This window comes from Isoptericola sp. NPDC056134 (genome assembly GCF_042264825.1).
GTDB lineage: Bacteria > Actinomycetota > Actinomycetes > Actinomycetales > Cellulomonadaceae > Isoptericola > Isoptericola nanjingensis.
The window spans coordinates 1-18,838 of sequence record NZ_JBHJVM010000028.1 but is presented as its reverse complement, the minus strand read 5'-3'; the positions used below and the strand labels follow the sequence as shown (position 1 = coordinate 18,838).

The window sequence follows — 18,838 nt, the reverse complement described above, 5'->3', positions numbered from 1 at the left end:
AGCGGGACAGGGGGTCAGGCGGTCAGCCCGAGCAAGGCCCGCCGTCGCGCCGCGAGGTAGGCGCCCCGGATGAGGTGCTCGAGCGCCTCCGGGTCGCCCAGGTCCTCCCACCGGACACGGACGACGATCCATCCCGCGTCTTCGAGCGCGCGCTGCCGCGCGGCCTCGGCGCGGCGGACCTCCTCGGGGTGGTCCTCGTACTTGAGCTCCCCGTCGAACTCGACGGCGAGCCTGATGTCCTCCCACCCCAGGTCCACGTAGAAGGTCCCCCGCGCCGTCAGGACCTCGAGCTGGCACCCGGGCCGTGGAAGCCCGGCGTCCGACGCGGCGAGCCTCGCCACCGACTCTCCGGGCGAGCCCGACCGCGGGTCGCACAGGTCGAGGATCTCGCGCGCACGCACGACACCCCGTTTTCCCCGCGACGCCGACATGATGCGCGAGACCTCCCCCGGGTCGGCGCCCAGCCGGAACATCGAGTCGCACGCGACGAGAGCACCGTCGCGCGGGAGGGTGCGGATGCAGTCGACGAGAGTGCGGGCGAGAGACGTCACCGGCACCCCGCGCACCGAGGCGCGGTCCCGGGGAGGCATCGGGGTGTGATGGCGCCGCACCGAGGGCTCGTGGTGCTCGTCCACGTGCGGGTTGGCCTCCCGCGTCACATGGACCAACGGCGGCGTCCGGTAGGTCCATGCACCGTGCAGCATCGCGGCGGTGTCGTGACTGAACCAGAGGGGCGTCGCCGCGCTCTCGGTGAGTCGCCCCACGAGCCCCAGCAGCGCGACGTCGTGCCCCGGCTCGCGGCCGTCGTCGACGTGCTCGAGCGCGAGAGCGTCCGGCACCAGCGGAGGCTGCGCGGCGTCGGCCGAGCGCATTCCGACCAACGGCGACCCAGGCGCCCTCATCGACTCCAGAATCCCCGCGATACGCCGGATCGCCGGGAGGTGCTCGGCTTCTCTCATGAGTAGACCCTGGTCGCTCAGGACCATCCAGATCCTTCGCACGCCTCAGCCTGTGGACGAACCCGTTCTGGGGGCAGGCTGGCGGGCCCAGGGTGCGCCACGACGTCCTTCCGCGTCCTGGGGAATTACCGCGCCGCCATCTGTACTACCTCGACGAGATCCGTACTACCTCACCAGGATTCGCACTACCTCGGCGCCGGCCGTACTACCTCGGCCGGAGCGGTACTACCTCGGCATCACGGGTTCGACCTCGGCGGCGGCGTGGCGACTCCGGGCACGGCGACGGCCCGGCCGCTCTGCGCGAGCGTCCGGGCCGTCGTGTGACGAGGTCAGCGAGCGAGGATCACTCCTCGATCTTGCCCTCGATCTGCCGCTGGTAGGTGTAGGTGTTGTCGGCGCCGTACTTGTAGATGCCGATGAAGGCGGACGTCGGGTCGTTCGACTCGTTGAGCGGCCCGATGCCGGACTTGCCGACGTAGTGGATGTCGTCGCCGGCCTCGAGCGCCTTGACGCCCTCCTCGAAGGTCTTCACCTCGGTGCCGCCGTCGGCACCGGACACCGCGCGGATGTTCTTCGAAATGGTCTCGCCGTCCGTCGCTCCGCCCTTCACCGCGGCCAGCGCGGCGAGGACAGTCGCGTCGTACGACTCGGCGGAGTACGAGAAGTCCTCGAGCTCGCCGTCCTCGTTCTCGGAGTACCAGGTCGTGAGCTGCTCGCGGAAGGCGTCGTCCGCCTGCGCGCCGGGCAGCGTGCCCTGCACTCCGGCGAGGGTGCCCTTGTCGAAGGCGTCGCCGTAGTTGGAGAGGTTGCCGTCCACGAAGTACGTGGTGCCGTCGAAGTCCCAGCCCTGCGACACGAGCTCGTTGACGATCGCGGTGGTCTCCTCGAACGCGACGATCGAGATGGCGTCCGGCTTCTGCGCGAGCAGGTCGGTCACCTGGGCGCCGAAGTTGGTCTCGCCCGGCGCGAACTCGTGGCCCTCGCCGTTGCCGCCGTAGACCGCCTCGCAACCACCGGCCTCGAGCGCCTCCTGGATGTAGTCGCGCAGGCCGTTGCCATAGGCCTCGTTCTGCACGAGGAAGCCGACCTTGCAGTGGCCGTCGCCCATGATGAGGTCGGCGTGCGCCGGCCCCTGGACGGTGTCCGGCGGGGCGGTGCGGGCGAAGAACTCGCCGTACCCCGACAGGTCTGCCGCCGTGTTCGCGGGCGAGATCTGCATGACGCTCGCCTCGGCGAACTGGTCGACCACGCCGAGGGACACGGCCGACGATGCCGCGCCGATCACGACCGAGACACCCTTGCCGATGAGGTCGGTGGCGGTGCTGGTCGCCACCGAGAGGTCGGTGCTGTCGCCGGAGTCGCCCCACTCGACGCTCACGTCGTTGCCGAGGACGCCGCCGGCGGCGTTGATGTCGTCGATCGCGAGACCGACACCGGCGATCTCCGGCGGCCCGAGGAAGGCGAGGGTGCCCGTGACCGGCAGGATCGTGCCGATCTTCAGCGGCTCGGCGGAGCCGCCGCCGCCCTCGCTGCTGTCGCCGCTCCCGCCGTCGGACGAGGCGCAGGCTGCGAGGCCGAGGCTGAGGACTGCCGCGAGGGCCATGCCCTTGGCGGCCGTGGTGCGTCGGATCATGCTGTTCCCCTTTTGGAGGTAGGACATTCGCGGCTCAACACCGCATTCAGTGCCGCTGAACGTAGCGAGACTGTATGTCGCGGACGTGTCGCGCGGGTCCCTCCCGGCAGATCGTGACGAACCTGTAACCTGCGTCACACCCGGCCTCGTGAGCCCCCGCGTCAGGCGCGGAACTGCGTGAACGACGCGGTGGCCGGGTCCGCCCCCGTGCGCCCCTCGACGCCGGCCTCCAGAGCGTCGATCGCGGCGACCTGATCGGCCGACAGCTCGAACGAGAAGACGTCCAGGTTCGTGGCCTGCCGCGCGGCCGACAGCGACTTGGGGATGACGATCCGCCCCTGCTGCACCGCCCACCGCAGCACGACCTGCGCGGGCGTGACGCCGAGCTCCGCCGCCGCGGCGACGACGGCCGGCGCGTCCAGGTCGGCGCCGCGGCCGAGCGGCGAGTACGCCTCGACGGCGACGCCGAGCTCGACGCAGCGACGCTGGACCGCGGCCTGCTGGAACGTGGGGTGCACCTCGACCTGGTTCACGGCGGGCACGACGTCGGTCTCCGCGACGAGCCGGTCGAGGTGCTCCACCAGGAAGTTGGACACCCCGATCGCGCGCACGGCGCCCTCGGCGAGCAGCTTCTCGAACGCGCGCCACGTCTCGACGTACAGGTCCTTGCTCGGCACCGGCCAGTGGATCAGGTACAGGTCGACCTGGTCGACGCCGAGCGCGCGGCGGGAGTCCTCGAACGCACGCAGCGCCTGCTCGTACCCCTGGTCGCCGTTGCGGAGCTTGGTGGTGACGAAGACGTCCTCGCGGCGCAGCCCCGACGCGCGCAGCGCCGCGCCGACGCCCGCCTCGTTGTAGTAGCCGGCGGCGGTGTCGACGTGCCGGTAGCCGAGCTCGAGCGCCTGCTCGACGTTGGCCTGGGTGCCGTCGTCGGGCACCTGGAAGACGCCGAGGCCGACCTGGGGGATCTCGACGTCGCCGGACAGGGGGAGGGAAGGCACGGAGGAAGTGGTCATGGCTCCTTTGTATCGGCCCCCGCCGACGCCGCGTCCACCGACGCGACCACCCTGTGGACAGCCGGTGCGGCAACACTGGTGCGCGTGCTCGCGCTCGCGTACCGTTGTCCCCGTTGCAGTGCCTCGCTCGATCCGGACGGTCTCCCGTCCGCGCCACGGCGATCGCGTCGGAAGGACTGATGCGGTCACCCGGCGGACCTTGGTCTCAAGAGTTGACGACGATTCACCGTGATGCGCGATCTCGACGGTCGAGGTCGTCGACACCTCTTGAAGGAGTAAGCATGGCCACCGGAACCGTGAAGTGGTTCAACAGCGAGAAGGGCTACGGCTTCATCGCCCCCGAGGACGGCTCGGCCGACGTGTTCGTCCACTTCTCCGCCATCCAGTCCCAGGGCTACCGGTCCCTGGACGAGGAGCAGCGCGTGGAGTTCGACGTCACGCAGGGCCCGAAGGGCCCGCAGGCGGAGAACGTCCGCCCGCTCTGATCTCACCGCCCGGCCGGCTGACGCCGGCCGCGTGAGTCGCACGGCCCGCACCCCGCTCGTCGGGGTGCGGGCCGTCGCCGTTCCCGGGAACGCCGGCCCCGACGCGATCGTTGGACCGTCATGGGATTCCTCGACCGACTCCTCGGCAGAACTCACGACGAGCGCTCGTACCACGGCGTTCCCGGCCGGCCCGACGACGCCCGGCCGCGCACCGGCGAGGCGCCGGGGAAGCACGGCTACGCGCCGTACCCCGGCCAGCAGCCCGCCGGCCGGCCCGGCACCGGCGTCCCCGCCGCCCACCGCGACCCCGACGAGGTGGCCGTCGAGCGCTACCGCTACCTGCTGCGCACCGCGCCGCCGGACGCGGTCGAGCAGGCGCACGCCGAGGCGTTCTCCCGCCTGACGCCCGAGCAGCGCCGCCGCGTGCTCGACGAGCTCGGCTCCGGCCTCCCGCCCGCCGAGCGCGCGACCTCGGACGACCCGCAGGCCCTCGCCCGCATGGCCACGCGCGCCGAGATGCGGAACCCCGGCACGCTGGAGCAGTCCTTCCGCGGCCAGGGCGGCTACGGCGCGCGCGGTCCGGGCTTCGGGTCGATGGTCGGCTCCAGCCTGCTCGGCACCGTCGCGGGCGTCGTCATCGGCTCGGCCGTCGCGAACGCGCTCTTCGGCCCGGCCTTCGGCGACCCTTCGCAGGACTTCGCCGGCGACGCGGGCTCCGACGCCGGGGCCGAGGGTGGCGACGCCGGGGGTGACGCAGGAGCCGACGCCGGTGGGGAGGCCGGGTACACCGAGGCCGCGGGCGCGGACCCCGGCTACGACGGTGGCGGTGACGCCGGCGGGTTCGGCGACTTCGGGGGCGACTTCGGAGGCGGCGACTTCGGGGGGTTCTGAGCCTCGTCGGCGGGTTTCGACCGGCTCAACCAGCGACCGCCCGCTCGCACAGCCCGAGGAAGGCGCCGAGGCGGCCGAGGCCCTCGGGGGTGTGCGGCAGGTAGTCGGTGAGCTCGGGCGACCTCACGACGATCGCGCACCACTGCCCGCGCGAGACCGCGACGTTGATCCGGTGCCGGGACAGCAGGAACCCGGTGCCGCGGGGCACGTCGTGGGGCGACGACGCCGCGAGCGTGACGATCGCGACCGGCGCCTCGGTGCCCTGGAACCGGTCGACCGTGCCCACCCGCACGCCCCCGAGCCCCGCGTCGTCGAGCGCGCGCCGCACCGCCCACACCTGGGCGTTGTAGGCGGCGAGCACGACGACGTCGCGCGGCTCGAGCTGGCGCGCGGGCCGCCCGGCGCCCGGGGTCCAGGACCGCCCGACGACGGCGGCCGCCTGCCGCACCACCTCCTGCGCCTCCTCGGGCGACGCGACGCCGCGGCCCTCGTGCCGCACGGGCACGTGGTGCACGCCCGGGGCCACACCGTCGAGCCGCCGGTCGGCCGCGGTCTCGTGGGCCTGCAGCCGGCCCTCGTACGCCAGCTGGGACACGGCCTCGCAGAGCGCAGGGTGCATCCGCCACGACCGCGAGAGGAAGTACCCGAGCCCCGGCGGCAGCACGTCGCGGCCGTCGACGAGCCAGCCGAGGGCGGACCGGTCGACGGGCTCGGGATGGCGCCCGCGGCTGACCTGCGGCAGCTGCTGCGGGTCGCCCAGGAGCAGCAGACGACGCGCGGACCGGGAGACCGCGATGGTGGACGCGAGCGAGAACTGTCCCGCCTCGTCCACGACAAGCAGGTCGAGGTCGTCGTCCGGCCAGCGGCCGGGGTGGGCGAAGTCCCAGGCCGTGCCGCCGACGACGCCGGGGCCGCGGCGGGAGAACTCGGCGAGGTCGTCCCCCGACAGCTCCGCGCAGGGCGACGCGGTGTGCCCCGAGCCGTCCGCCTGTCGCTTCTTGGCCACCCGGTCGGCGGGCACGCCCGCCTTCTCCACCACGGCGCGCAGCATGTTCTCCACGGCCGCGTGCGACTGCGCGACCACCCCGACGCGCCAGCCCTCGGCGACCAGCGCGGCGATCACGTGCGAGCCGACGTGCGTCTTGCCGGTGCCGGGCGGGCCCTGCACCGCGAGGTACGAGCGGTCGAGGTCGCGGGTCGCCGCGAGGACCGCGGCGGTGAAGTCGCCGCCCGGGACGTCGGGCAGCGGGACGCCGCCGGCCAGGCGCGGGGGGCGGCGGCGCAGCAGGTCCGCGGCCGGGCCGTCGGGCAGCGCACGGTCGGCGTCCCAGGCCGCCAGCGCGCGCCCTGCCACCTCCTCGAGCGCCTGCTCCTGCGGGTCGGCGCGCGGGCCGCTCGACGGGGTGAGCGCCATCGGCAGCGCGTCGAAGGTCTCGGCCCCGACGCGCACCTGCTCGCGGAGCAGCAGCACGTCCCGCTCCCCCGCGTCCGTCGGGCGGCGCACCGCGTCGACGATCGTCGCGCCGCCGTGGAAGCCGCGCACGGCGTTCGCCGGCACCGTCACGGCGTCGGGCGCGGGGGCGTCGTAGAGCACGAACGGCACGGAGCCCACGCCGAGCTCCGAGCCCTCCGACAGGCGGCCGACCAGCTCCAGGACCCGCGCCGGCGCGCGCCGCCCGTCCTCGACGAGCCAGTCCTGGACCACCGCCGCGCGTTCCACGTGAAACGTGTTCCGGCGGCCCTGCCACTCGTCCGGCGGCAGCTCCAGCCGCGAGTAGTGCTCGTGCCAGAACGGCTTGCTCTCCCGGCGCCAGTAGCCCAGCGACGCACCGATCATCGCGAGCGCCTGCGCCTCGTCGTCGCGGGCACCGCGGTCCTCGCCGACGCGGTCCCGCACCGCGGCCTCCAGGGCCAGGCGCCGCTCGCGGGCCTCGCGCGTCGCCGCCTGACGGGGCGTCTCCTCGGCCGGCACGGCGCCGGCCTCCTCGGCGCGGTCGGCGGTGGCGCCGGCCGCCGCCGGGGCGCCCTCGCGCGCGTCGACGACGTCGGCGGCGGAGCGCAGCCAGTCGAAGAGCCGCAGCGTGGAGACGCAGTCGTACCGGTTGTAGTCGGCGATGTCGCGCAGCAGGGCGTCGGCCTCGTCGTGCCGGCCGGCGTCGCGCAGGGCCGTGTACTCGGCGTACGCGACGATGGACGCGGCCGCGGTGGTGACGTCGCCCGACCGCAGGTCGTCGCCCATGTACAGCGGCTCGAGCTTCTTGATCGACTTGGAGCGGTCGGAGATCCGCAGCGACGACCGCACGACGGCGTAGAGGTCCACCAGCACGCCGTCGCGCAGCAGCTGGTCCACCTCCTCCTCGTAGACGCCGTGCCGGGCGGCGATGGACAGCAGGTGCACCCGCTCGTACGACGCGTAGTGGTACACGTGCAGGTCCGGGTACCGCCGCCGGCGCTCGGCGAGGTAGTCCACGAAGTCGACGAGCGCCTGCCGCTCCTGGGCGAGGTCGTGGGCCCAGAACGCGCGGAACGGTGGCGCCTCCCCCTCGACGTCGGGCCGCTCCACCAGCCCGAACAGGTAGTCGAGGCCGGTCTGCTGCCCCCACTGCTCGCCCTGCGGGTCGGACCACAGCGGGTCGCCCTCGAAGTCGAAGAAGACGTCGCCCGGGCTGGGGGGCGGGAGCCGGCGCACGGCGGACGGGTCCGGCAGCTGCCACCGGATGACGGCCGGCTCGCCGTGGTCGTCGTAGGCCACCTCGCCGTCCCACTCGCCCGTGCCGAACGCCCCCGTGCCGAGCTGCAGCCGCGCCTGGTCGCGCACGCGCTCGAAGCTGCGGGCCGGCATGCCCGCGGGCGGCTCCTCGGCCTTCGCGAGCTCGTCGATGGTCGTGATGCCGCCCGCGACGAGGCGCGTGCGCTGCTGCTCGTAGACGCCGCCCACCAGCAGGACGTCGCGGTGCTCCGCCGCCTGCTCGGCGCAGGCGGGGCACCGGCCGCAGGCGGTGAACCGCTCGTCGACCCACGCGAGCGGCCCGTCGTCGGCGCGGTGCGCGGCGACGACCTCCCGCAGCCGTGCGCGTCGCTCCTGGAGGACGGGCAGCAGCTCGGCGAGCCGGTGGGAGCTGGTGACGCGGGTGCCGAGCACCAGGTGCACGGCGTCGGTCGGGTCGACGTGCGCGGCGGCGAGCTGGTCGGCGTACGCCGCGAGCTGCAGCAGCGCGGTCACCTTGGCCCGCCGCGCCAGCTTGGTCTCGAGGACGGCGTAGCGCGGCAGGACGCCGGCGGCGTGCTCCCCCGGGCGCCCCGGACCGACGTCGGGGTCGCCCAGCGGGTCGCGCACGAGGAAGTCGGCCCGGCCGTGGAACTCGCCGTCGAAGAACGAGGCCTGGGCGACGACGTCCGCCCCCGACTCGATCGCCGCGAGGGTCGCGCCGTGCGCTGCCTCCAGCCCGTCCCGCGTGAGCCGCGCCGGCGCCCCGACCTCGACGACGCCGCCGGGACCGCCGTCGGAGCGCCCGAAGCGGGCCACGTACTCGTCCAGGACGCGGCGCTCGTGCGCGTCGCCCAGCGCGGCCGTCCGCTCGAGCATCACGTCGGCCTCGCGCTCGCGCCGCGGCACCCGGCCGAGCAGCTCGTCGAGGCGGCGCAGCAGCCGGAACTCGCACTCGGCGGCCACGACCAGGTCGCTCGCGGAGTGCACGACGACGGGTTCGCCGGTGCCGTCGGTGCTGCGGTCCGCGTCCAGGAGGAACATGTCCCCGGTCTACCAGCGGCGACCGACACGCCTCACCGATCGTCGTGGGCGCTCGTGGGGCGCTGGTCCGCCCAGGGATAGCGCCAGACGAGCGCCCACCGCTCGTTCCCGGCCTTGCATGCAAGTTGGATGCAAGCGTAGGTTGCCCCGGGTGACCGTCTCCTCGACACCCGCGCCCACCCCGCCGACCCTCAGCGCCGCCGAGCGCGCGTACCAGCACACCAAGGCGAAGATCCTCTCGGGCGAGGCGGCCGGCGGCGTGCTGCTGTCGGAGGGCGACGTCGCGGCGGAGCTCGGCATCAGCCGCACCCCCGTGCACGAGGCGTTCCTGCGGCTCGACGCCGAGCGGCTGCTCGCCGTCGCGCCGCGGCGCGGGGCCGCCGTCGTGCCGATGGCCCCCGACGAGGCGCGCGACGTGCTGGAGATGCGCGAGGCCGTCGAGCGCTCCACCGCCCGCCGCGCGCTCGCGCACGGGCGTCCCGCGCCCGCCGTCGTCGACGAGCTGCGCGCGCACCTGGACACGCAGCGGCGGGCGGCCGCCGCGGACGACGTCGAGGCGTTCGTCGTCGCCGACTCGGCGTTCCACGGGGTGCTCGTGCGGGCGTCGCGCAACCAGACCGCGATCCAGTTCATGGGGCTGCTGCGCGACCGGCAGCTGCGGCTCATGTTCCAGCACCTGCAGGTCGGGGCGGACGAGGTCTCCGCCGCGCTCGCCGAGCACGAGGCGATGCTCGCCGCCGTCGAGCAGGGCGACGCCGACGCGTACTGCGACCTGCTGCACGACCACGTGCGCCGGCACCGGGGCATCCTGTGAGGCGCCCGTGGCTCGGCGCGTTCGCCGCGCTGTTCGTGTCGTCGTGGGCGGGCAACCAGTTCACCCCCGTGCTCCTCATGTACGAGGAGGTGCAGGGCTACGGCGACGCCACCGTCAACGCGTTCCTCGGCGTGTACGTGCTCGGCCTCGCTCCCGCGCTGCTCGTCGCCGGGACGCTGTCCGACCGGTACGGCCGTCGCCCCGTGATGCTCGCGGGCACGGTGATCGGCATGGCCGCCAGCGCGGTGCTGGCGTTCGGCGCGCTCGGCCCCGTTCCGATCTACGTCGGCCGCCTGCTCGCCGGGATCACGGTCGGGACGGCGACGTCGGTCGGCACGAGCTGGATCAAGGAGCTCTCGCAGGTCCCGTACGACCGCGCCGCGGACGCCGGCTCGGGCGCGCGCCGCGCGTCCCTCGCGTTCACGCTCGGGTCGGGCGTGGGCGCGCTCGTCGCCGGCGCGCTGGCGCAGTGGGGGCCGTGGCCCGAGGTGCTGCCGTTCGTGGTGCACGTGGTCGTCACGGCGCCGTTCCTCCTGGTCGTGCTCCGCACGCCGGAGTCGAACGCGTTCGGCGGCGAGGCCGGGCCGTGGTGGCGCGGCCTGCGGGTGCCCCCGGCGGGGCACCGCCGGTTCACGCGGGTGGTCGCGGTCGTCGCGCCGTGGATCTTCGTCGTCGCTGCGCTCACCTACGGGTACGCGCCCGTCCTGCTGCGCGACCAGACGCAGGGCTTCGGCGTGGCGTACGCCACGTTGCTCACCGTGGTCGCGCTCGGCGTGGCCGCCGTCGTGCAGCCTGCCGCCAAGCGGCTCGACGCCGTCGACTCGGCCCGCGGGCTGGCGGTCGCGGCCGGGGCGCTGACCGTCGCGGTGGCGTGCGTCGGGCTCGTGGTCGCGTCGGGCTCCCCGTGGTGGGGCGTGGGCGCCGCCGTCGTGGGCGGCGCGGGCATGGGGATCGGCCTGTCGTCAGGGCTCCTGGAGGTGCAGCGCATCGCCGGGCCGCGCCATCTCGCGGGCCTCACGGGCGTCTTCTACGCCGTCGCGTACGCCGGCTTCCTCACGCCGGCCGTCATGGCCGCCGTCACACCGCCGTTCACGACGACGCAGCTCTTCGCCGTCCTCGTGGCGCTCGGCGCGGTGTCCACGGGCGTCGTGGTCGCGCACTACCGCAAGCACCTCCCGGGGGCCTGACCGGGGCGTCCACGCCGGTCCGCGGAGCGGGCACGCACGGCGGGCGCATGGACCGACGAGGGCGGTTTCCGCCATAGTGGGTGCCGCTCGACGACGGAGGAGTGTCATGGCTGTGCGTTTCAACCCGCCACCGGGGTGGCAGGTACCCCCGGGGTTCCGGCCCGACGCGGGGTGGGTTCCCGACCCCGCGTGGCCGCCCGCACCCCAGGGGTGGGAGTACTGGGTGGACGACGCCGCACGCCCGGCCCGGCCAGAGACCCCCGCCGAGGCGACCACGGTCATGGCGCCCGTGCCCGCCGCCGTCGCGTACGCGCCCGCCGCCGCGACCACCGTCGCAGCCATGCCCCCGCTACCCCCGCTACCTCCCCAGCCTCCCCAGCCTCCCCAGCCGCCGCTGCCCCCGTCGTCCCCGGCCGCGCACGGCGCTCCCGTCGCGACCGTCTCCGCACCGCCTGCCCCGCCGCCCGCGGCGATCCCGGCCGCCGCTCCCCAGTACGGCCACCCCGCCGCCGAGGACGACCGCGGAGCGGTCGCGACCGTCTCCGCCGCGCTCCGCACCGTCGGCGACCGGATCCGCACCAGCAGCGGCCGTCGCGCGGAGCGCCGGGCCTCCGACCGGGCCGTCGAGGAGGCCGAGGCCCCGGCCGGTCGCTCGCGGTCCGGGTCCCGCGGGCGCGGCAAGCGGGGCGGCCCGCTGATCGCCGGCGTCGCCGTCGCCTGCCTGGCGCTCGGCTGCATCCTCGGCGTCTCCATCTCGATGGTGCGCAGCTCCGACGCCGCGCAGGCCCTCGTGGACGCCGACCGCATGGAGGCCGCGGCCGAGCAGGCCCAGGCCGAGGTGGACCAGCAGCGGAAGGACCTCAGCACCCAGAAGGACGACCTCCAGAAGCGCGAGCAGGCGCTGAAGGAGCGCGAGCAGGCCGCCGAGGCCAAGGAGACCGAGCTCGCGAGCCAGAAGAAGGCGTTCGAGGACCAGCAGGCGCAGAAGCAGCAGCAGGTCGAGCAACAGCAGCAGCAGGACTCCGCCTGGTTCTACTGGGACTGCAACGCCGCCCGTCAGGCCGGCGCCGCGCCCATCCAGAACGGCCAGCCCGCCTACCGTGGCGCGCTCGACCCCAACGGCAACGGCATCGCCTGCGAGGACGGCGAGTAGCCGCCGGGTCTCACCGGTCGACCGCGACCTCCGCGGTGGCGCCGTCGGAGAAGGTCAGCTCCGCGGTGGTCCGCAGCGATGCCTCGCCCGGCGCCCAGACCGCCCACCAGCCGTCCTGGACGGTGGCCTCGACGCGCTCGCCCGAGGTGGTGGTGAGCGCGAAGGACACGACGTCCGCCCCCGCGCGCCCGTAGGCGGACGTGAGCGCGCCGTCGCCGGTGTCCCCCTCGGACCAGGACGCGGTGCCGGCCTGGACGGTCGTGACGTCGCGCGGCCCGGGCTCGGCGGGCTCGGAACCCAGCACGGCGTCGCCCGCGACGACGTCGGTCGCGCCGGAGGCCTGCGTCGTGACCAGGCACTCGCCGGTGGCGCCGTCGCCCGTGAGCAGCACGTACGTGTAGTCGCCGCGCTGCTCGGCCAGGACCGGGCTGATCGGCACCTCGTCGATCTGCGGGCCGTCGTCGCCCTCGGCGATCCGGTGCGCCACCGTGCCGCACGCCTCGGCGTCGGCCCCGACCTCGGCCGGCGGGACGGCGGCGGGGACGGCCGTCCACGACGCGTACGCGGCCGGCGACCCGGGCCACCACACCGTGGCGACGCCGGCCACCGCCACCACGGCGGCGGCCGCCGCGCCCGCCAGGGCGGCGGGGCGCGCGCGACGGCGGATGGGGGTGGCCCGCCGCGCGGTGCCGAGGATCGCCTGGAGCGCCTCGTCGTCGGGGCGGCCCGGCGCGCGGAGGTGGCGCGCGGGGTCGAGGTCGGCGAGCTCCGCCATCATGGGGGACTTCATCGCGACTCCTGGAGGTTGCGCAGCACGTCGGCGGTGTCGGGCTTCAGGCCCGAGTAGGCCAGCAGCCGCTTCCGGGCCCGGGTCAGGCGGACCGAGAACGTGGACGGCCGGACGCCGAGGACCTTGGCGCCCTCGACCGCGGTGAGCCCGTCCCACGCGACGAGGGCGATGACCTCCCGGTCCGCGTCGGAGAGCATCTCCCACGCCCGGCGCAGGTCGGTCCGGTCGGCGGCGAGGTCGTCGGTACCCTCCTTGCCCGCCTCCGGCTCCCGCTCGAGCCGCACGCCCAGGGCGCGCCAGCGGCCGTGGGTGCGCAGGTGGGTCGCGAGCACGTTGCGGGCGACGCCCAGCAGCCACGGCTTCGGGTCGTCGGGCACGTCGCCGAGACGGCGCCAGGCGACCAGGAACGTCTCCGACACGACGTCGTCCACCAGCCCCGCCTCCACCCGACGCGCCACGAATCGTGTGACCACCTCGTGCTGCTCCACCCACATCTGCGTCAGCAGCTCACGGGCGCGGGCGTCGTCCACGATGAAACCTTTCCGTCCTACCAGTGGAGTTGCCGCCAACCCCCCGAGTGCTACACCGTAGTCACCGCGCCAGTCGACGACGACGCCGCGATCGCGCGCCGGAGCCCAACCGAGGAGCGACATGAGCCGAGGCAGGACCGTCAGGAAGAACATCGCCGCAGGCCTGGGCGCCGCCGTCCTCGCGCTGGGGGTGGCGCTCACGGCCGCGGCCCCGTCGCAGGCGGCGACCACGGAGGAGAACCTGCCCGGCGTGCCCGCACCCGGCAGCCCCGCGAGCGAGTGGGAGACGTGGGCCGCGCAGGAGCGCGCCGACGCCGAGGCCACCGACTGGAAGGCCGACTCCGAGGCTCGCGGGTGCACCCTGCAGGACGTCACGATCACCGACGAGGTCGACCGCGACTACAACCTCGCGATGGGCGCGCCCGCCGACCTGGCGACGCACCGCGTCGACCTGCTCGAGGACTGCGGCGACGCCGCGACCGCCGTCGCCGACGGCTCGACCACGGCCACCCGGTCCGCCGGGGCGAGCACCCTGGCGCTGCCGTCCGGCAACCGCTGCGCCTCCACCTCCGGCCCGGGCACGATGTGCCTGTCGAAGAGCAGCGGCCGCATCTACGCGTCGTGGCAGTACCGCGGTTCGGGCTCCGTGACCGGGTTCCTGCGCATCTACCAGGTCTCGTCCGGCGCGAGCGGCTGCCCCACCGGCACCACCTGGCTGACCGGCGCCAGCAGCACGTGGAGCAACGGCGACACCCGCACCATCTCCAAGACGCGCACGTCGGCCGGCGGCTACTCCGCGCACATCTGGAAGAAGGTCACCATCGGTCACACCGACTGGGGCGGCGTCTGCTCCGTGCTCTGACCGACCGGCCGACGACGAAGGAGGCTCGATGACGAGCGACCGGCTGGGCGTGGCGATCTTCGTCGTGTGGACGGTGGTGCTGGTCGCCGTCCCCGTCGTGACGATCGTCCTCGCCCTCCGCCGACGGCGACATGTCGGCGCCGGGCTCGTCGCCGTCACGGTGCTGGCGTTCGCCGTCCTCGGCGTGGGCTGGTGGCTGGTGCTGTCCCCCGTCGTCGTCGACGGGACCACGTGCATGTCGGGGTCCGCGGCGGCGGGCCTCCTCGACGACGGCCTCGACATGACCGAGTGGGCGGTCCCGCCCGCGGACCGCCTGGCGTGCCGCGACCTCGCCCGCCAGATCGTCGGCGGGTGGGCCGCGGCGGCGCTCGCAGCCCTGGCGGTCTGGATCGTCGCCGTCGCGCGGGCGCCGCGCGGGGCGGCGGCGTCGTCGGCCCGGTGAGCCCGTCGACGGCACGTACCGGGTCTGACGGGGCTCGGCCGGCGGGCCGTCAGAGCACGTGGGCCAGGAAGTCCCGCAGCCGCGGCTCGGACGGGTTGTCCAGCACGTCGGCGGGCGCGCCCTCCTCGACGATGACGCCGTCGTCCATGAAGACGACGTGGTCGGCGACCTCGCGGGCGAAGCCGATCTCGTGCGTCACGACGATCATCGTCATGCCGGAGCGGGCCAGGTCCTGCATGACGGCGAGCACCTCGCCCACGAGCTCGGGGTCGAGCGCCGAGGTGGGCTCGTCGAACAGCATGAGCTCCGGGTCCATGGCGAGCGCCCGCGCGATGGCGACGCGCTGCTGCTGGCCCCCGGACAGCTGCGCCGGGTAGAACTCCGCCCGCTCGGCGAGCCCCACCCGGTCCAGCAGCTCCAGGCCCCTGCGGCGGGCCTCCGCCTTGGACAGCCCGCGCACCTGCACGGGCGCCTCCATGACGTTCTCCAGCGCCGTCTTGTGCGGGAACAGGTGGAAGCGCTGGAAGACCATCCCGATGCGGGAGCGCTGCTTCGCGATCACCTTGGGGTGCAGGCGGTGCAGCACGCCCTTGTCGTCGCGGCGGTAGCCCATGAGGTCGCCGCCCACGTGGATGGAGCCGGCGGTGATCTCCTCGAGCTCGTTGACGCAGCGCAGCAGCGTGGACTTGCCGGAGCCGGACGGCCCCAGCACCACCGTCACGGAGCCGCGCGGGACGTCGAGGGAGACGCCCTTGAGCACGTGCACGGCGTCGTGGCCGCGGCCGAACACCTTGTGCACGTCGCGGACCTCGACCATGGTCTCGGCGGTCCCGGGGGCCTCGGCCGACGCGGTCATGGGGTCACCTCCAGGAAGGGGTCGTCCTTGGTGGTGCCGGACGCGCCGATGAGGTCCTGCTTGCGGGGCTTGCGCCCGCCGCGCGGGCCGCGCCCGCCGCGACCGGTGCGGCCGCCGTCGAACCCGCGGCCGTAGTACCGCTCCAGGTAGTGCTGGCCGATCATGAGCACCGACGTGATGAGCAGGTACCAGAGCGCGGCCACGATGAGCAGCGGGATCGGCTGGAAGATGCGGCTGCCGATCTGGTTGGTGGCGTACGTGAGCTCGAGCGTGAACGGGATCGCCAGCACCAGCGACGTCGTCTTGAGCATGGAGATGGTCTCGTTGCCCGTGGGCGGCACGATGACGCGCATCGCCTGCGGCAGCACGATGCGGCGCAGGATCTTGGCGTCCTTCATGCCGAGCGCCTTCGCGGCCTCGGTCTGGCCGGGGTCCACCGACGACAGGCCGGCGCGGACGATCTCCGCCAGGTACGCGGACTCGTTGAACGCGAGGCCGATCAGCGCCGCCCAGAACGCCGTGATGACGTCCTGGGTGGTGAACGTCCAGAACTCCGGCCCGAACGGGATGCCGAGGGACAGCCGCGGGTACAGCACCGACAGCAGGCCCCAGAACACGAGCTGCGTGTAGATCGGGGTGCCGCGGAAGAACCAGATCCAGAACCACGACACCGACCGCATCACGGGGTTGTCGCTGCGCCGCATCACCGCCAGCAGCACGGCCAGCACGATGGCGATCGCCATCGAGCCGAACGTGAGGACGAGCGTCCAGCCCACGCCCCGCACGACGACGACGTCGCGCAGGTAGAGCCAGACGGTGTCCCACCGGAAGTTGGGGTTGGTGACGAGCGCGTTGACCGCCATCGCCACGAGGACGAGGACCACCACGGCCGACACCCACCGCCCCGGCCGGGGCACCGGCCGGGCGTGCAGGGGCTCCGGCAGCTGGCCGGACGGTCGGTCTTCCATGCGGGTCAGCCTGCCGGGTTCAGCTCGGCCGTGTCGAGCACGGCCGCGCCGGAGCCCCAGGTGTCGGCGACCTGGGCGAGCACGCCGTCGTCCATGAGCTTCTGCAGCCCGGCCTGGACGGCCTTCGCGAGCTCCTCGTCGTCCTTGGCGACGACGACGCCGTACGGCGCGGCGTCCGTGATCTCGCCGAGCGCCTCGACGGAGCCGCCGGTCTGCTCGACGGCGTAGGCGATGATCGGCGAGTCCGCGTACATGGCCTGCAGCTTGCCGCCCGCGAGGTTGGTCGTGACGTCGGACTGCGAGTCGTAGGGCAGCACGTCGACGGCGTCCTTGCCCTCGTCGGTGCAGGTCGTGCTGATCTCGGCCAGCTCGTCCTGCTGGATGGTGCCGGTCTGCACGCCGACGCTGACCCCGCACAGGTCGTCAGGGGTCACGCCGTCGGGGTTGCCCTTCGCGACGGCGAACTGCGAGCCGGCGGTGAAGTAGCTGACCATGTTGACCGTCTTCAGGCGCTCGGGCGTGACCGAGAACGCCGACATGCCGGCCTCGTACTTGCTGCCGATGGCCGGGATGATCGAGTCGAAGCCCGCGTTCTCGACCTGCAGCTCCAGGCCCATCGTCTTGGCGAGCGCGGTCGCGATGTCGATGTCGATGCCCACCGGCGTCGTGCCGTCCGCGTCGAGGAACTCCACCGGCGCGTACTGGAGGTTGGAGCCCAGGGTGAGCGTGCCGTCCTCGGCGACGGCGTCCGGGACGAGCGCGGCGACGGCGTCGTCCTTCTGGATCGCGTCGAGGTCGACGGCGGCGGAGGTGCTGTCCTCGGACGCGCCCGGCGTCTGGCCGAGGTCCTGCGAGGCCGTGGTGCAGCCGGTGAGGGCGAGGGCGGCGACGGCCGAGGTGACGACGGTCGCCGCGAGGGTGTGGCGGGTGCGCATGGTGGGCTCCGAGGATCGTGCGAGGGGTCGATGCATGAGTATGCAGCCCGAGGAATTATTCTCCAAACCGGCTGGTGATCGGGAGGTCGTCACCCCAGTGTGCGTCTGCCGGTACGGTCGGGGCCGATGTCGCCCACCTCGCTCGCGCTCGTGCTCGCCGCCGCCGTGCTCCACGCGGTGTGGAACGTCGCGGCCAAGCGTGTCACCGGCGACTCGCGCGTCTTCGTCTGGCTCTACGCCACGGCGTCCGCCGTGCTGTGGGCGCCGGTAGGGCTGGTGATCCTCGCCCGCGAGGGCTGGCCGGACCTGGGTGCGCTGCTGCTGGCGGGCGCGGTCTCCGGCGTGCTGCACAACCTGTACGGCGTGGCGCTCAACACCGGCTACGCACGCGCCGATCTCGGGATCGTCTACCCGACGGCGCGGGGCACGGGGCCGCTGCTGACGATGCTCGTCGCGCTGGTGGTCCTCGGCGAGCAGGCGGACGCCGTCCACGTGGTGGGCGGCCTCGTGGTGATCGCGGGCGTGGCGGTGGTCGCGAGCTCGGGCGCGTCCGGCGTCGACGCCTCGCGCGGCCTCGCGGGCGTGCGCTGGGGCCTCGCGACCGGCGCCGCCATCGCCGCGTACACGCTGTGGGACGGGCACGCCGTCACGACGCTCGCGCTCGATCCCGTGGCCTACTTCGCGTGCAACGCCGTCTGGCAGTCGCTCACGCTGGCGCCCATCCTGCGTGACCGCGGCCGCCGCGCGGAGGCCGTCCGCATGAGCCGGCGGCACGTGCGCGAGATCGCGCTGGTCGCCGTGCTGTCCCCGCTGGGCTACATCCTCGTGCTGGTCGCGATGCAGACGTCGCCGATCGCGCTGGTGGCGCCGGCCCGCGAGTCGAGCATCGTCATCGGCACCCTCCTGGCCTGGTGGCTGTTCAAGGAGCCGCGCCCCGCCGTGAAGATCGTCGGTTCTCTCGTCGTGCTGGCCGGCATCGGGCTGCTGGCCGTGCCCGCCTGACGACGGGGCGCCCTGCCTGCCCGACATGCCGCGGGGACGTCCCGGCTCTACGCTCCGAGCATGATCAGGTTCCTGCTCCGTACGGCCGTGTTCCTGCTGGCGGCGGTGGTGGGCGTCCTCGTCGCCGCGGGGATCTTCGCCGCCTTCGACCTCGAGACGTTCTCCATCAACTGGTCCGAGCCGCTGGGCTTCGTCCTCGCCGTCGTCATCTTCGCCGTGGCGCAGGCGATCATCTCCCCGTTCCTCACCAAGGCGGCCCGGAACAACGCCCCCGCGCTCGTCGGCGGCGTCGGCCTGCTCTCGACGTTCGTCGCCCTCATCGTCGCGGTCCTCGTCACCGACGGGCTCGACGTCGGCGGCGTCGCCGGCTGGATCGTCGGACCGGTCATCGTGTGGCTCGCCGGGATGCTCGCGGCGTTCATCCTGCCCCTCTTCCTGCTCAAGGAAGGCGTGGAGAAGGTCCGCGAGAACCGCGAGGACGAGTAGCGCCGAGATAGAGAAGCGAGGACCGCGAGATAGAGAGGGGGCGGACCGAAACTGGTTCGGTCCGTCCCCTCTCTATCT

General features: G+C 74.0%; 18 protein-coding genes. 9 read left to right on the top strand and 9 right to left on the bottom strand.

Annotated features, from left to right (window positions below; translation table 11 throughout):
* Positions 1 to 14: 14 nt before the first annotated feature.
* The 3 genes from ACFCZN_RS19020 to ACFCZN_RS19010 form a co-directional block, all read right to left on the bottom strand.
* Complete coding sequence (locus ACFCZN_RS19020; protein WP_430557790.1) at positions 15 to 839, bottom strand: hypothetical protein; 825 nt, start codon at positions 837 to 839, stop codon at positions 15 to 17.
* 463 nt (positions 840 to 1,302) lie between these two features.
* Positions 1,303 to 2,592 (bottom strand): ABC transporter substrate-binding protein, encoded by a 1,290-nt coding sequence (locus ACFCZN_RS19015; protein ID WP_430557789.1) that lies wholly within the window; start codon positions 2,590 to 2,592, stop codon positions 1,303 to 1,305.
* Between the two features lie 161 nt (positions 2,593 to 2,753).
* The gene (locus ACFCZN_RS19010) at positions 2,754 to 3,608 is read right to left on the bottom strand and encodes an aldo/keto reductase (protein WP_430557788.1); all 855 of its coding nucleotides are present in this window, start codon (positions 3,606 to 3,608) and stop codon (positions 2,754 to 2,756) included.
* 281 nt (positions 3,609 to 3,889) lie between these two features.
* Between ACFCZN_RS19010 and ACFCZN_RS19005 the strand changes: the two genes are divergently transcribed.
* Together ACFCZN_RS19005 and ACFCZN_RS19000 are read left to right on the top strand one after the other, a co-directional pair.
* Complete coding sequence (locus tag ACFCZN_RS19005; protein WP_079576569.1) at positions 3,890 to 4,093, top strand: transcription antiterminator/RNA stability regulator CspE; 204 nt, start codon at positions 3,890 to 3,892, stop codon at positions 4,091 to 4,093.
* Positions 4,094 to 4,213: 120 nt separating this feature from the next.
* Entirely contained in the window at positions 4,214 to 4,984 is a 771-nt protein-coding gene (locus tag ACFCZN_RS19000; protein WP_430557787.1) for a hypothetical protein, read from the top strand.
* Positions 4,985 to 5,009: 25 nt separating this feature from the next.
* On the opposite strand, the gene ACFCZN_RS18995 is transcribed toward ACFCZN_RS19000, so the two are convergent.
* On the bottom strand, positions 5,010 to 8,735 hold the full coding sequence (locus ACFCZN_RS18995) for a TM0106 family RecB-like putative nuclease (protein WP_430557786.1): 3,726 nt from the start codon (positions 8,733 to 8,735) through the stop codon (positions 5,010 to 5,012).
* Positions 8,736 to 8,886: 151 nt separating this feature from the next.
* Here ACFCZN_RS18995 and ACFCZN_RS18990 point away from each other — a divergent pair, with 151 nt between their 5' ends.
* From ACFCZN_RS18990 to ACFCZN_RS18980, 3 genes are all read left to right on the top strand, one after another.
* The gene (locus ACFCZN_RS18990; RefSeq protein WP_430557785.1) at positions 8,887 to 9,549 is read left to right on the top strand and encodes a GntR family transcriptional regulator; all 663 of its coding nucleotides are present in this window, start codon (positions 8,887 to 8,889) and stop codon (positions 9,547 to 9,549) included.
* Positions 9,546 to 10,736: an MFS transporter gene (locus tag ACFCZN_RS18985; protein ID WP_429765332.1), complete on the top strand. Its 1,191-nt coding sequence runs from the start codon at positions 9,546 to 9,548 to the stop codon at positions 10,734 to 10,736. The genes ACFCZN_RS18990 and ACFCZN_RS18985 overlap by 4 nt, the downstream gene beginning before the upstream one ends.
* Positions 10,737 to 10,842: 106 nt before the next feature.
* Complete coding sequence (locus ACFCZN_RS18980; RefSeq protein WP_430557784.1) at positions 10,843 to 11,889, top strand: excalibur calcium-binding domain-containing protein; 1,047 nt, start codon at positions 10,843 to 10,845, stop codon at positions 11,887 to 11,889.
* 10 nt (positions 11,890 to 11,899) lie between these two features.
* Here the strand turns inward: ACFCZN_RS18980 and ACFCZN_RS18975 are convergent, their stop codons facing one another.
* Together ACFCZN_RS18975 and ACFCZN_RS18970 are read right to left on the bottom strand one after the other, a co-directional pair.
* Positions 11,900 to 12,679 (bottom strand): hypothetical protein, encoded by a 780-nt coding sequence (locus tag ACFCZN_RS18975; RefSeq protein ID WP_430557783.1) that lies wholly within the window; start codon positions 12,677 to 12,679, stop codon positions 11,900 to 11,902.
* Positions 12,676 to 13,209 (bottom strand): RNA polymerase sigma factor, encoded by a 534-nt coding sequence (locus tag ACFCZN_RS18970; RefSeq protein WP_429765326.1) that lies wholly within the window; start codon positions 13,207 to 13,209, stop codon positions 12,676 to 12,678. The genes ACFCZN_RS18975 and ACFCZN_RS18970 overlap by 4 nt, the downstream gene beginning before the upstream one ends.
* 121 nt (positions 13,210 to 13,330) lie before the next feature.
* On the opposite strand from ACFCZN_RS18970, the gene ACFCZN_RS18965 reads away from it, so the two are divergent.
* Both ACFCZN_RS18965 and ACFCZN_RS18960 read left to right on the top strand, forming a co-directional pair.
* Positions 13,331 to 14,071, top strand: a complete 741-nt coding sequence (locus ACFCZN_RS18965; RefSeq protein WP_430557782.1) for a hypothetical protein — start codon at positions 13,331 to 13,333, stop codon at positions 14,069 to 14,071.
* A gap of 28 nt (positions 14,072 to 14,099) precedes the next feature.
* Positions 14,100 to 14,513, top strand: coding sequence for a hypothetical protein (locus ACFCZN_RS18960; RefSeq protein ID WP_430557781.1), 414 nt, complete (start codon positions 14,100 to 14,102; stop codon positions 14,511 to 14,513).
* Positions 14,514 to 14,562: 49 nt separating this feature from the next.
* Here the strand turns inward: ACFCZN_RS18960 and ACFCZN_RS18955 are convergent, their stop codons facing one another.
* Genes ACFCZN_RS18955 through ACFCZN_RS18945 form a run of 3 tightly spaced genes read right to left on the bottom strand, consistent with a single transcriptional unit; the run spans position 14,563 to position 17,272 of the window.
* Positions 14,563 to 15,369 carry an amino acid ABC transporter ATP-binding protein gene (locus ACFCZN_RS18955; protein WP_430557780.1) on the bottom strand — a complete coding sequence of 269 codons (807 nt, stop codon included), beginning with the start codon at positions 15,367 to 15,369 and terminating at the stop codon, positions 14,563 to 14,565.
* Positions 15,366 to 16,337, bottom strand: a complete 972-nt coding sequence (locus ACFCZN_RS18950; protein WP_429765321.1) for an amino acid ABC transporter permease — start codon at positions 16,335 to 16,337, stop codon at positions 15,366 to 15,368. The genes ACFCZN_RS18955 and ACFCZN_RS18950 overlap by 4 nt, the downstream gene beginning before the upstream one ends.
* 5 nt (positions 16,338 to 16,342) lie before the next feature.
* Positions 16,343 to 17,272, bottom strand: a complete 930-nt coding sequence (locus tag ACFCZN_RS18945; RefSeq protein WP_429765320.1) for an ABC transporter substrate-binding protein — start codon at positions 17,270 to 17,272, stop codon at positions 16,343 to 16,345.
* Positions 17,273 to 17,398: 126 nt separating this feature from the next.
* Between ACFCZN_RS18945 and ACFCZN_RS18940 the strand changes: the two genes are divergently transcribed.
* The gene (locus ACFCZN_RS18940) at positions 17,399 to 18,274 is read left to right on the top strand and encodes an EamA family transporter (RefSeq protein WP_430557779.1); all 876 of its coding nucleotides are present in this window, start codon (positions 17,399 to 17,401) and stop codon (positions 18,272 to 18,274) included.
* A 60-nt stretch (positions 18,275 to 18,334) separates the two neighbouring features.
* Positions 18,335 to 18,760, top strand: a complete 426-nt coding sequence (locus ACFCZN_RS18935) for a hypothetical protein (RefSeq protein WP_430557778.1) — start codon at positions 18,335 to 18,337, stop codon at positions 18,758 to 18,760.
* Positions 18,761 to 18,838: the final 78 nt, after the last annotated feature.